Source organism: Nonomuraea sp. NPDC052634, from assembly GCF_040678535.1.
In the GTDB taxonomy this organism is placed as follows: Bacteria; Actinomycetota; Actinomycetes; order Streptosporangiales; family Streptosporangiaceae; genus Nonomuraea; species Nonomuraea fastidiosa.
In genome coordinates this window covers 194,722-207,533 of the sequence record NZ_JBFATY010000005.1, presented here as the reverse complement: position 1 = coordinate 207,533, position 12,812 = coordinate 194,722, and the positions used below count along the sequence as shown (strand labels likewise).

General features: G+C 72.2%; 11 protein-coding genes. 9 read left to right on the top strand and 2 right to left on the bottom strand.

The window, feature by feature from the left end; translation table 11 throughout:
* Positions 1 to 388: 388 nt before the first annotated feature.
* Positions 389 to 1,903: an IucA/IucC family C-terminal-domain containing protein gene (locus tag AB0K67_RS23400; RefSeq protein ID WP_364063788.1), complete on the top strand. Its 1,515-nt coding sequence runs from the start codon at positions 389 to 391 to the stop codon at positions 1,901 to 1,903.
* Positions 1,904 to 1,956: 53 nt separating this feature from the next.
* Positions 1,957 to 2,802, top strand: coding sequence for an alpha/beta hydrolase (locus tag AB0K67_RS23395; RefSeq protein ID WP_364063786.1), 846 nt, complete (start codon positions 1,957 to 1,959; stop codon positions 2,800 to 2,802).
* A gap of 6 nt (positions 2,803 to 2,808) precedes the next feature.
* On the opposite strand, the gene rfaE2 is transcribed toward AB0K67_RS23395, so the two are convergent.
* The gene (gene rfaE2, locus AB0K67_RS23390) at positions 2,809 to 4,233 is read right to left on the bottom strand and encodes a D-glycero-beta-D-manno-heptose 1-phosphate adenylyltransferase (protein ID WP_364063783.1); all 1,425 of its coding nucleotides are present in this window, start codon (positions 4,231 to 4,233) and stop codon (positions 2,809 to 2,811) included.
* Between the two features lie 83 nt (positions 4,234 to 4,316).
* Here rfaE2 and AB0K67_RS23385 point away from each other — a divergent pair, with 83 nt between their 5' ends.
* The 6 genes from AB0K67_RS23385 (at position 4,317) to AB0K67_RS23360 (ending at position 9,013) form a co-directional block, all read left to right on the top strand.
* The gene (locus tag AB0K67_RS23385) at positions 4,317 to 5,465 is read left to right on the top strand and encodes a glycosyltransferase family 9 protein (protein ID WP_364063781.1); all 1,149 of its coding nucleotides are present in this window, start codon (positions 4,317 to 4,319) and stop codon (positions 5,463 to 5,465) included.
* Positions 5,462 to 5,794, top strand: coding sequence for a hypothetical protein (locus AB0K67_RS23380; RefSeq protein WP_364063778.1), 333 nt, complete (start codon positions 5,462 to 5,464; stop codon positions 5,792 to 5,794). The genes AB0K67_RS23385 and AB0K67_RS23380 overlap by 4 nt, the downstream gene beginning before the upstream one ends.
* 64 nt (positions 5,795 to 5,858) lie before the next feature.
* Positions 5,859 to 6,371, top strand: a complete 513-nt coding sequence (locus AB0K67_RS23375) for a SigE family RNA polymerase sigma factor (protein ID WP_364063776.1) — start codon at positions 5,859 to 5,861, stop codon at positions 6,369 to 6,371.
* Positions 6,368 to 7,612: a hypothetical protein gene (locus AB0K67_RS23370; RefSeq protein WP_364063773.1), complete on the top strand. Its 1,245-nt coding sequence runs from the start codon at positions 6,368 to 6,370 to the stop codon at positions 7,610 to 7,612. The genes AB0K67_RS23375 and AB0K67_RS23370 overlap by 4 nt, the downstream gene beginning before the upstream one ends.
* 41 nt (positions 7,613 to 7,653) lie before the next feature.
* Positions 7,654 to 8,232 carry a TetR family transcriptional regulator gene (locus tag AB0K67_RS23365; RefSeq protein ID WP_364063770.1) on the top strand — a complete coding sequence of 193 codons (579 nt, stop codon included), beginning with the start codon at positions 7,654 to 7,656 and terminating at the stop codon, positions 8,230 to 8,232.
* Between the two features lie 16 nt (positions 8,233 to 8,248).
* Positions 8,249 to 9,013, top strand: a complete 765-nt coding sequence (locus AB0K67_RS23360) for an SDR family oxidoreductase (protein WP_364063767.1) — start codon at positions 8,249 to 8,251, stop codon at positions 9,011 to 9,013.
* 131 nt (positions 9,014 to 9,144) lie between these two features.
* Here the strand turns inward: AB0K67_RS23360 and AB0K67_RS23355 are convergent, their stop codons facing one another.
* Positions 9,145 to 10,695 (bottom strand): N-acetylmuramoyl-L-alanine amidase, encoded by a 1,551-nt coding sequence (locus AB0K67_RS23355; RefSeq protein ID WP_364063764.1) that lies wholly within the window; start codon positions 10,693 to 10,695, stop codon positions 9,145 to 9,147.
* Between the two features lie 178 nt (positions 10,696 to 10,873).
* Here AB0K67_RS23355 and AB0K67_RS23350 point away from each other — a divergent pair, with 178 nt between their 5' ends.
* Entirely contained in the window at positions 10,874 to 12,811 is a 1,938-nt protein-coding gene (locus AB0K67_RS23350) for a family 10 glycosylhydrolase (RefSeq protein ID WP_364063761.1), read from the top strand.
* Position 12,812: the final 1 nt, after the last annotated feature.

Below are 12,812 nucleotides of genomic sequence, written 5' to 3'. Positions count from 1 at the left end.
CGCCATGGCGACTACCGACGATCCGTCCCTATCCGCCGACCCGCCACATGACCTCGCGGGCCCGGGCGATGCCCCCGTGCGCACACGGGACGACCCCACCGAACCGCGACCCGAGCCCGCCGGACGCGCGACTGAGCCCGCAGGGTCGCCGGACGCGCTTGCCGGACGGCCGGTTGGGCCTGCCGGGCCGCAGGAGGGGCGGGCCACGTCGCCGACTGAGCCCCCCATACCGCCGATCGGGCCTCCCGGACGGCCGGTTGGGCCTGCCGGGCCGCAGGAGGGGCGGGCCACGTCGCCGACCGGACCTCCCACACCGCTGACCGGGCCTCCCAGACCGCCGGTTGGGCCTGCCAAGGCGCCGGGTGAGCCGACAGGGGCGCTGGAGCGGGTGGGTGACGAGGCCGAGGCGATGGCGATCACGGCGTTGCTGCGTTGCCTCATCCGGGAGGTGGCCGAGCCCGCCGGAGCGGGGGCGTACCGGTTGCCGGCCACCGGGCGCGTGCTGCGGGTCGAGGGCGGGCGGCGGCCGAGCGCGCCGATGCTGCGTGACGCCGGCGGGTGGCGGGCGCTCGGGCTGGCCGAGCTGGTCGAGGTGGCCGCCGGCGAGCTGCGGGCGAGCACCGGGGCGGTCAACGACGTGCTGCCCGCCGAGATCCTGCACAGCCGCGACGTCACCGCCGCGCTGCTCGCCGCCAGGAGTGACACGACGCCGCCCGCCGACCTGTACCTGCGCTCCGAGCAGGCCCTGATGGCGGGCCACCCCTACCACCCGGCACCCAAGGCGAGGGGCGGCGGAGGGGCGCAGGCGTGGCTGCCGTACTCGCCGGAGGCGCGGGCGAGCTTCCCGCTGACACTGCTGGGCGTCCCCGAGAGCGAGCTGATCGAGGTGGGGGACACGAGCGCGTTCGACCGGCTCGGCGGGACACGGGAGGCCGGTCTGGTGCCGCTGCCCGCGCATCCCTGGCAGGTGGAGCTGCTCGGCGGCCTGCCGGAGCTGCCCGAGCTGGGCCGTACCATCCGGCGGGCGGTGGCCACGGCCTCGATCCGCACCGTCTACCTGCCGGAGGCGGACCTGTTCTGCAAGTTCAGCCTGGACGTGCGGATCACGAACGACGTACGCCGCCTGTGGCTGCACGACCTGCGTCACCTCCCGGTGGTCGCGGCCCTGCTTGAGGCGGCCTTCGACGACATGCCCGCACATCTGCCCAGGCCGTCGCTGCTGCGCGACCGCGGCTACCGCAGCGTGGAGCTGGGCGGAGACGGCGGCGAGGCGCTGGCGGTGATCGTCCGCGACGGGCTGCGCGAGCACGTACGCCCGGGGCTGACGGCGCTGCTGGCGGCCGGGATCGCGGAGGGCTTTCCCGGCAGCCCGCTGGACGGCCTGGACGCCGACGGGGCGCTGCTGTGGTGGCAGCGCTACCTGGAGCACGTGGTGCCGCCGGTGCTGCACGCGTACCTGCGGCACGGGGTGGTGCTCGAATGCCACCTGCAGAACGTGCTGGTCGCGGTGGACGCGGCCGGGCTGCCCGGGCAGGCGCTGTTCCGCGACTACGAGGGCGTCAAGCTGGTCGCCGACCGGCACGCAGGCGGCGGAGGCCCGCTGCTGGGCGAGCGGCGGGCGTGGGAGCGGCTGGTCTACTGCCTGGTGACCAACAACCTGTGCGAGATCGCGGGTGCGCTGGCCGACCGGCATCCGGGGGTGCGGGCGGAGCTGTGGTCGCGGGCCAGGGCGGTGTTCGCGGCGGCGGCCAAGGACTACGGCGATCCGCAGGAGCTGCGCGAGCTGCTCGCCGCCGCGTACGTGCCGGCCAAGGCCAACCTGCTGCTGCGCTGGCTGGACGACGACGGCGCGGCCATGCGCTGGGTGAACGTCCCCAATCCTTTGCGACTCTTTACGCCATAAGCTATCGTCGCCACACAATCCTTTACGGCGTAACGAGTTAGCGGAGGGGCGCCATGTCCAGGGCGACGCTGCACGACGGCAGGACGATCGAGGTGGAGGTGCGCGGATCGGGACCGGCCGTGCTGCTGCCCGTCGATCCACACCCTGTGGAGGGCGAGCAGGCAGAGGAGATGCGCACATGGGGCAACGACCCGGCACTCGGGCGCAACCTCATCGACGGCCTCGCCGACACCTTCCAGGTGGTGGCCTTCGACTACCAGGGCCACGTGATGGAGCACCCCAAGCCGGACACCCTCACCCCCGACAACATCGCCCGCGACTTCCTGGCCGTGGCCGACGCGGCGGGGGCCGAGCGGTTCGCGTACTACGGGTACTCGTGGCTGGCGCTCAGCGGGCTCCAGCTCGCCGTGCGCACCGACCGGATCTCCGCGCTGGCCATGGGCGGGTTCCCGCCGTACGCGGGGCCGTATGCGGAGATGCTCAAGGTCACGACGGCGACGTACGAGCTGGCCACCGCCCCCGAGCCCGCCCCCGAGCCCGCCGCCGAGACCGAGCAGGACGACGACCCCTGGTCCTCGGCCGCCGGGCTGCCGAACGAGGAGCAGGCCCGGCAGTTCGTCACCCTCTACGAGAACCTGCGGGACTTCGACGACACGAAGGTCCGGCTCACGTGCCCGCGCCTGTGCTTCGCGGGCTCGGCCGACCAGATCCGGTACGACCAGAAGTGGGGCGGCGTGACCGTGGACATCGGCGGCCCGCTGGTCCGGCACCGCGCCGAGCTGGCCGAGCGGGGCTGGGACGTCGAGGTGCTCGACGGGCACGATCACATGACCGCGATGCAGCCCGCCGCCGTGCTCCCGGTCCTGCGCCCCTGGCTGTCCAAGGTGCTCGCGGTCTGACGACGCTCAAGGCAGCAGGCGCATGCGGCCGATGATGGCGGTCGTGGAGTGGTCGGGCAGGTAGCCGAGCACCCGCACCTCGCCGCCCAGCGCCCGCACGAGCGGCGCCTCCGGCAGCATCTCGGCGGTGTAGTCGCCGCCCTTCACGTACAGCTCGGGACGGATCATCCGCAGCAGCCGCTCCGGGGTGTCCTCGTCGAACTCGGTCACGTAGTCCACGAACGTGAGCGCGGCCAGCACCGACATGCGGTCCTCGCACGGGTTGACCGGCCGTCCCGGACCCTTGAGCCTGGCCACGCCGGCGTCGCTGTTCACCGCCACCACCAGCACGTCGCCGAGCCGGCTCGCCTGCTCCAGATACGACACGTGCCCCCGGTGCAGCACGTCGAAGCAGCCGTTGGTGAACACCACCCGCTCGCCCCTGCGCCGGTGCTCGTCCAGCAGCTCGGCCAGCCGCTCGGCGGGCTGCACGCTGCCCTCCTGGCCCTCCTGGCGGCGCAGCGCGCGCAGCAGCTCGTACCGGGTGCAGACGGCGGTGCCCTGGCGGCGTACGACGACCCCGGCCGCCGCCTGCCCGGCCCGCGCGGCCTCTTCGGGGGGCGCGCCGCCGGCCAGCCAGAGCGCGAACGCCGCCGTGAACGTGTCGCCCGCGCCCGTCGCCATGTGCTGCGGCGCGGGCTGGGCGTAGGTCCGGTACGGCGGCCGCCCGGCCCGGTGCAGCAGCGTGCCCTCGCCGTCCAGGGTGGTGACGATCATGTGGGCGCCGGTCAGGTCAAGGAGCTGCTGCGATCTGGCCATCAGGTACGCGGGCCGGTCGCCGGTCTCGTCCTCGTCGTCGAGCAGCCGGACGACCTCGGCGAAGTTCGGCAGCACCGCGTACGGGCCGCACTCCCGCCACGGGGCCACCGCGTGCGCGTCCACGATGAGCAGCGGCAGCCCCGCCAGGGCCTTGCGGACGGCGGGGGTGCAGACGCCGCCCCCGTAGTCGCAGGCCACGACCACGTCGGCGGCCGGCAGTACGTCGCCGAGCCGGCGCAGCAGCTCGCGCTCGGCCGACTCGGGCAGCTCGGCGTGGTCCTCCTCGTCGTAGCGCGCGGTGAGCTGGCCACTGGTGATCAGCCGCCGCTTGTGCGCGGTCCGCCGGCCGGGCACGGTCACCAGGTCCACGCCGACGCCGTGCAGGCGCAGCGCCTCGACGAGCTTCGCGCCGCACTCGTCGTCGCCCACGACGCCGACGAGCCGCACACCGGCCCCGAGCGCGACGAGGTTGGCGGCGGTGTTGGCGGCACCACCGGGGGCGTCCTCGGTGGATTCCAGGCTCATGACGGGCACTGGCGCTTCCTGGGCGAGGCGCTTGGCAGAGCCGTGGAGCCACGAGTCGAGCATCACGTCACCGACGACCACGGCGCTGACGATCTTGTCTGTGCCCATGAGTGGCGAGTACCAGCAAAAGCGCTGTTCAAACCCGGCATAAGGGAAGTTAGGCGCGATAGGGGGCGGGTAGCCAGGCCGCTATGCAGGGCCCTGGAGACCTCGATGTGCTCGTACCGGCCGACCCGGAGGGCGGGAACGCGGGCGCGTCGCCCGGCCTCGCGATGGACGCCGGGCCGGTCGACGGAGTGCGGCGGATCGCGGTGCTGCGGGCCAACGCGCTCGGCGACTACCTCATGGCGGTGCCCGCGCTGGAGGCGCTCAAGCGCGCCTACCCGGACGCGGAGCTGACCCTGCTCGCCACGCCGTGGCACGCGACGTTCCTCGACGGGCGGCCAGGACCGGTGGACGACGTGGTGGCGCTGCCGCCGATCACCGGCGTGTCCACGTACGAGAACGGGCGCACCGCCCCCGACGCGCTCTACGACGAGCTGCGCGACCGGCGCTTCGACCTGGCGGTGCAGATCCACGGCGGCGGGCGCTACTCCAACCCGTTCATCAGGCGGCTCGGGGCCAGGGTGACCGCGGGGCTGCGCGCGCCGGGGGCCGAGAGCCTCGACCGGTGGCTGCCGTACACCCACTACCATCACGACACGCTGCGCTTCCTCCAGGTCGCGGCGCTCGTGGGCGGGGTGGGCGGCGGGCTCGAGCCGCGCATCGAGGTGACCGCCGCCGACCGCGCCGAGCTGGCCCGCACGCTCGGCCTGCCGCCCACCGGGCTGGTCGCCGTGCATCCCGGCGCGACCGACCCGCGGCGGCGCTGGCCGGTCGAGCGCTTCGCCGAGGTCGCCGACCGTACCGGCAGGCCCGTTGTGGTGACCGGCACCCGCGCCGAGGAGGACCTGGTGGCGGGCGTCGTCGCGGCCATGCGGGGGCCCGCGATCCCCGTCGTCGGCGTGCTCGGCATCGGCGGCCTCGCCGCCCTGTACGAGCGCTGCGACCTGCTGATCTCGAACGACACCGGCCCACGCCACCTGGCGGCGGCCGTCGGCACCCCTACGGTGGCCGTCTACTGGTGCGGCAACCTCATCAACGCGGGCCCGCTCAGCAGGGCCGCGCACCGGCCGCTGATCTCGTGGACCACGGCCTGCCCGACCTGCGGCGCCGACGGCGTCGACCCCGCGGCCGAGCGCTGCCCGCACGAGGAGTCATGGGTGCGCGACGTGACGGTGGACATGGTGGCGGAGCAGGCGTACGACCTGCTCCACGGAACTTCGGGGGAGAGCGGATGACGGATCACGTGGTGCTCGACGAGCTGCGCAAAGCCATCGACGAGGCGTTCCAGGGGCGCGAGCGGGTCGCGATGAGAGAGGTGTACGCGCAGGCGTCCCGGCACGTCGGCCTGCCCGCCGACCTGCTCGGACACCTCAACGAGCTGACGGAAGGCGACTACGACAGGCGGGAGCTGACCGAGGCCATCAACGAGGTGATCACCCGCAGGGGCGAGCAGGACACGCTCGGCCTGCTGGAGGTGCCCAGGCAGCGAGCCGCGGAGGACAAGCCCGTACGGGACCACCTCGGCTCCATGACGGACGACGACGACCCGGACATCATGCGCTAGGTCGCATAGCGGCGCGGCCGCACGGCGTCTGCAAGGGTGATAGTCGATTCCCTTGGAGGTGACCGTGGACGCCGCGGACGAGCCACTGTTCCGCGAGTTCGTCGCCGATCGTTCGCCTGCCCTCATGCGGCTCGGGTTTCTGCTGACCGGCGGGGACCAGCACGCGGCCGAAGACCTGGTGCAGACGGCGCTGGCGAAGCTGGCGGGCAGATGGCGGCAGGTGGCGGCGCCGGAGGCGTACGTCAGGCAGATCATGTACCGCCAGCAGGTGAGCTGGTGGCGGGCGCGCGTGCGCAGGCCCGAGGTGGTGCAGCCGATCCTGCCCGAACGCGCGGCCCGCGATGCCCACCATCAGAGCGAGCTACGCCTGATGTTGCGCTCGGCCCTGGCCAGGCTCACCGCCCGGCAGCGGGCGGTGCTGGTGCTGCGCTATTTCGAGGACCTGCCGGAGCAGGAGGTGGCGCGGGTGCTGGGCTGCTCCGTCGGCAACGTACGCAGCACCGCGCACCGGTCGCTGGCACGGCTGCGCGAGATCGCCCCCGAGCTGGCCCAGGAGATGAAGGAGGTGGCCAGGTGACCAGGCTGCTGCGCGACACGTTCAATGAGTGGGCCGACGAGGTCAGGGTGCCGCACGACCTCGCCGACCGGGCGCTGCGCGGCAGGCGCTCCCTCTGGCTGCCGCTGGGCGCCGCGCTGCTCGTCGGCGCGATGATCGCGGCCGTCGCCGTGTTCGTCACCATGCGGCAGGAGCCCGACGTCCAGCCCGCACAGGGCGTGGAGCTCCCCGTCCGGCCCTCGCCCGCGCCCACGGACGTGCGCACCGACACCGGGAACGTCCCGCCGGCCAAGCTGATCGCCGCGGGGAACCTGGCCGTGTCGGCGTACTACGTGACCACCAGGGAGAAGACCGAGGACGGCATGGTGCGGGAGCGGCGGACCTGGTCGGTGTACGACCCGGCGAGCGGCGGTTACGCGCGGACCCCGTACGCGTGGGTGGACGTCGCCCCCGGGCTCCAGGTCGCGGCCGTCATCGAGGGCGACCTGATGGGCAACCGGGTGGGCGTGCTCGACCTGAACACCCGGAGCATCATCGACTGGTACGAGCTGGACCACGACGTGGCCTCGGTCGCCTGGTCGCCGGACGGTACCAAGATCCTCGCCACCGCGTACTCGTCGTATCCGGACGTCTTCGAGCCCGTGAAGGACCAGCCCGGCCAGCTCATGCCCCAGAAACAGCCCAGCCCGCGCACCGGTTACTACGTGATCGACGTGCCGGCGGGCGTGTACGAGTACCGCGAGCTGGCGCCGCTGCCGACTTCCGGTCAGTCCACCATCTCCCGGCCGCGGACCACGGACCGCACCTACCTCTCGCAGCCCGAGGCGAACGCCCGCCAGGACCTCGACTGGAGCCTCGACGGCAAGCTGATCTGGGGCCCCACGATCAGCAGGTCCGACCGCGTCTGGTACACGATCGACGGCCGCACGGCGGACGCGCCGAAAGGGCAGCGCTATGTCCGCCACTCGCGCCATTCGGCGCTCTCGCCGGACGGCCGCCTGCTGCTCGGCCCCGACGGGCTGCCCACGAGGATCACCGACATCGAGACGGGCAAGGTGGCCGGCCGGCAGCGGGTGCTGCGGCTGCTCGCCTGGGCGGACGACCAGCACGTCATCGCGCTCGGCTGCGCGGGCAAGTGCGAGAACGAGTTCAACAACGGGCTGGTGCTGGTCAGCGTGGACGGCTCCGAGATGACCCAGCTCGCCGCCAACACCGACAACGAGGAGAGCCGCTCTTGGGACTGGGTCCTCACTCCCAGATAGATTTTTGACCGATCGGTCTCGATACTGCTAGCGTCACGTCCGTGGCAAGGACCAAGGAGTTCGACCCGGACGTGGCGCTGCAGCGCGCCCTGGAGCTGTTCTGGGAGCGCGGCTACGAGTCGACCTCGATGAACGACCTCGTCGAGCGGCTCGGCGTGGCCAAGGCGAGCATCTACGCCACGTTCGGCGGCAAGCGCGAGCTCTACATCAAGGCGCTCGACCGCTACCTGCGCCGGCGCGATGTGATCGGCCCGCTCGCGCAGCCGGGGCCCGCGGTGCCCGCCGTACGCGCCTTCCTCGACTCGTACGTGGCCACCTGCCTGGCCGACGAGCTGCGGCGGGGCTGCATGGTGGTCAACTCGGCCGTCGAGTTCGCCTCCCGCGACCCCGGCGTGCTCGCGAAGGTGGCGGCGAGCTGGACGGAGCTGGAGACCGCGCTGGCCGGCGCGCTCACCCGGGCCCGCGCCCAGGGCGAGATCCCCGAGAGCAAGGACCCGCAGGCCCTGGCCAGGTTCCTGCTCGTGCTGCTGCAGGGGCTTCAGGTGCTCGCGAGGGCCGACCCTGACCCGCGCAGGCTGCGCGACGCGGTCGATCAGGCCATGGTGGCGGTGCAAATATGAGAACGATTGGTATTGAATGATGGTGCGACGGTTCGAGGGGAAGGTCGCGCTCGTCACGGGCGCGAGCGGAGTCGTGGGGCGGGCATCGGCCCTCGCGTACGCCAGGGAGGGCGCGGCCGTCCTGGCCGCGGGCCGCGACGAGGCCCGGCTCGCCGAGCTGGTGAAGGAGATCGAGGGGAGCGGCGGCCGGGCGAGCGCGTACGCCGTGGACATCACCTCCTCGGCCTCGGTCGCCGGCATGGTCGAGGCCGCCGCCACCCGCTACGGCCGCCTCGACGTCGCGCTCAACGCGGCCGGCGTCTTCGGCGCGGTCGCGCCGCTCGCCGACTACGACGAGGACACCTGGGACGACGTCATCGCGGTCAACCTCAAGGGCGTGTTCCTGTCGATGAAGCACGAGATCGCCTACATGCGGGCCCACGGCGGCGGCGTCATCGTGAACGTCGCCTCCAACCTCGGCGCGCACTACCGGCGGCCGGGCGCGAGCGCGTACGTCGCGTCCAAGGCCGCGGTCAGTCATCTGACCAGGACCGCCGCCCGCGACCACATCGCCGACGGCGTCCGCATCAACGCGCTCAGCCCCGGCCCGATCGACTCGCCCATGTCCCTGCGGCCCGGCGAGACCCGCGAGGACCGCGACGCCCGCATGAAGGCGGCGCTGCCGATCGGCCGGGTCGCCACGCCTGAGGAGATCGCCGCCGCCGCGCTGTGGCTGTCGTCGGAGGAGTCGAGCTTCGTGGTCGGCACCGACCACGTCGTGGACGGCGGCGCCGCCGCCTGACCCGTTCAGTCCGCCGGTGGCAGGCCGAGCGCCTGGGCCGGCGGGATTCGCCGGGGAGCAGAAGACGGCGCCTGCACAGGAGACGGCCCGCGCCCGGGAGGTAGCAGGCGCGGGCCGTGGTTCCTGGAGGGTCAGCGGCTGATGCGGACGGCGTCGGCGATGACGAGGCCGGTGCCGCCGGTCCAGCGGCTCACTGCGACCACGTTGTACGTGCCCGCGTTCAAGGAGAAGGTTCCGATGGAGCGCCAGGATCCGCCGCCTGATCGTTGATCGACGTACACGGTCTGGTTGCCGCTCGATGTCGCCACTATGTAGGGCGCCGAGCTGTTATAGCCGGGGTCGGCCGGATACCAGACCTCGATCTGGTACGTGCCGGCGCTGGGGATGGTCGCGGAGTACCAGGCCGGGTCGCTGGCGGCGACCGGCTCGGCGAAGCGGTAGTTGGTCCCGTAGCGCTGGCTGGAGTAGGCGGAGGTGCCCCAGTTCTCGCTGGCGGTGAACTGGCCGGCGGTGGCGTTGTCGACCGTGGTCTGCCAGGTCGGGGTGCCGCCACCGGTCACGTAGTTCATGTACGTGGTCCAGTTCCAGTTCGAGCCGGGGTCGGTGTGGGTCGCGCCGGGCACCTCGCTGTGGCCGATGATGCCGGTCCGGTTCTTCGGAATGCCGTACTTGTCGCACAGGTAGCGGACCAGCGCGGCGGACGACCGGTACATGGCGTCGGTGAACCACGAGGCGTCGTTGACCCAGCCCTCGTGCTCGATGCCGATCGAGCGGTTGTTGTAGCTGGAGTTGCCCGCGTGCCAGGCGACGTCCTTGTCACGGACCATCTGGGTGATGGCGCCGTCGGAGGACCTGACCACGTAGTGGGCGGAGACCTGCGCGGAGGGGTTCTGGAACCAGGAGATGGTGCCCGCGTAGGAGCCCTGCGTCACGTGGATGACGACGCGGTCGATGTTGTAGCTGGTCTCGCGGTTGGAGACGCGGTAGTTGCTGGAGCTGGCGGCGACCCAGGCGGCGGGCGGGTAGTCGGGGCTGGCGATGCCGACGGGGCCGTCGGCGGCCTGGCCGGACTTGTCGCTCGCACGCGCGTTCAGGTCGCGGGCCTTGGCGTACTCCCCGCGGTCGGCGGTGACCTCCTGAGGCGCGACGCGCACGCCGCGGATGTCGATGCCGAGGCCGAGCTGCTCGTAGACGGCGTCGGCGTACAGGCGGGCCAGCTCGGGCGAACTGGCGTTGCCGTACTTGGCGACGGCCTTGTACCAGCGGCCCGGGTCCTTCCTCGCGGTCTCGTCGAGGCCGAGCGCGTCGGCGTGGGCGCGCAGGACGGCCGCGCCGCCGAGGATGTTGGACGCGTCGTCGGTCTTGAGCTTGTCGGCGGGGATGCCGGTGAGCTTCTCCGCCTGTTCGAGCGAGTGGTTGGTGGGGTTGCTGACCAGGTGCATGACGCCGTAGCCGCCGCTGGCGCTCGGCTCGCCGTCGTGCCCGTCGAGGTGGGTCTCGGCGTAGGCGAGCGCGACCAGCAGGTCACGCGGTACGTCGTGCGTCTGCGCCGCCTTGGCGAAGGCGGTGGCCAGCGGGGATTCGGCGGCGGTCTGGGACCAGGCCGGCCGGCCTGCGCCGACGAGGATGAGGGTGAGGATCGCGGTGGCGAGGGCTGCTAATCGCGTGCGGGCGAGAGTCATGGAGGGCTCCTCGTTCACAGACGTGACGCCAGCACGCTACGGCAATCTCCTGACTAATGTCGATAATTGACATTACTTCTGAGTTAAGTGAAAATTCTCTCCCTCTAGCGTGGCCTTGACATAGCGATCTTTCTGAAAACTATTGCGCTCGCCGTCAATTGCGCTGAAACTTCCCTTCGTGACCGCGCTTCCGCGTATCGTCCTGGCGGCGCTCACCGCCGCGCTCCTCAGCCTCGTGAACCCCGTCTCCGCCGCGGCAGCGGCCTGCACCCCCGACCCCGCGACCCCCAAGCGCCAGCTCCGCGCCATGTGGATCTCCTCCGTGGCCAACATCGACTGGCCGAGCCGCACCGGGCTCAGCGTCTCGGCACAGCAGGCGGAGTTCCGCGCCTGGCTCGACCTCGCCGTCTCCAAGCGCATGAACGCCGTGATCGTGCAGGTCAGGCCGACGGCCGACGCATTCTGGCCGTCGCCGTACGAGCCATGGTCCCAGTGGCTGACCGGCACCCAGGGCCGCGACCCCGGCTACGACCCGCTGGCCTTCATGGTCGCCGAGGCCCACGCCAGGAACCTGGAGTTCCACGCCTGGTTCAACCCGTACCGGATCGCCAACCACGCCGACCCGTCCAGGCTGGTCTCCACGCATCCCGCGCGGCAGCACCCGGACTGGCGCTTCGCCTACGGCGGCAAGCTCTACTACAACCCCGGCATCCCGGAGGTCCGCGACTTCATCGAAGACGCGATCATGGACGCCGTCAGCAGGTACGACGTGGACGGCGTGCACCTCGACGACTACTTCTACCCCTATCCGGTCAGCGGCGAGAGCATCCCCGACGCCGACACCTACGCCCGCTACGGCGGCTCGTTCGGCGACATCGGCGACTGGCGGCGCGACAACGTCAACCGCCTGGTCCGCGAGCTCGACCAGCGCATCCACGCCGCCAAGCCGCACGTCGCGTTCGGCATCAGCCCGTTCGGCATCTGGCGCAACGCCTCCACCGACCCGCTCGGCTCGCGCACCTCGGGCCTGCAGTCGTACGACGCGATCTACGCCGACAGCCGCACCTGGGTCAAGCAGGGCTGGGTCGACTACCTCGCGCCGCAGATCTACTGGCACATCGGCTTCGGCACCGCCGCGTACGAGGTGCTCACCGCCTGGTGGTCCGACGTGGTCAGGGGCACCGGCGTGCAGCTCGTCGTCGGCCAGGCCGCCTACCGCGCGGGCGCGTCCGGGCAGGACCCCGCCTGGCAGGACCCGGCCGAGCTGAGCGACCACCTCACCGACAACCGCAATCACCCCGAGATCACCGGTGACGTCTTCTTCAGCGCCAAGGACGTCAAGGCCGACAGGATCGGCGCGTTCACCAGGGTCGTCCGCGACCACTACGGCAGGCCGGCGCTGGTGCCGGCGCGCGGCTCCGCCGCCGCGCCCGCCGCGCCGTCGATCACCTCGGCCACCCGCTCCGGCGGCGGCGTGCAGCTCGCATGGAACGGCTCCGGCACCGCGTACGCGGTCTACCGGGTGGACGGGACCGCGGACGAGTGCTCGTTCGCCGACGCCAGGAACCTCATCGGCACGACCAGGCAGAAGACGTTCACCGACCCCGCGCCGACGTCCTCGCCCACCTACTACGTGACCGCGCTCAACCGCACCCACCAGGAGAGCGCGCCCAGCCAGGGCCGCGCGCCGGAAGGCGACGGCGACAGCGGGTTCAGCGTCGTGGTGGACAACGCCGACTCCGGGTTCACGGCGAGCTCGTCCTGGGGCACGTCCGCGTACTCGGGGCAGCGCCACGGAGCCGACTACCGCTTCGCCGAGCCGGTCGCGGCCAGCGACCCCGCGTGGTTCCGCGCCGCGATCCCGAGCGCGGGCACCTACCGGGTCGAGGTGTGGTATCCGGCCGACGCGGGCTACAACAGCGCGACGCCGTACATCGTGGCCGCATCGGGCGGGAACCGGACGGTCACCGTCGACCAGCGCAGCGGCGGCGGCGCCTGGCGCTCCTTGGGGACCTTCTCCCTCAACGCCGGCACCTACAACGTCGTCGGGGTGAGCCGCTGGACATCGGCCTCCGGTTACGTCATCGCCGACGCCGTCCGGATCACCCGGGTCTGAC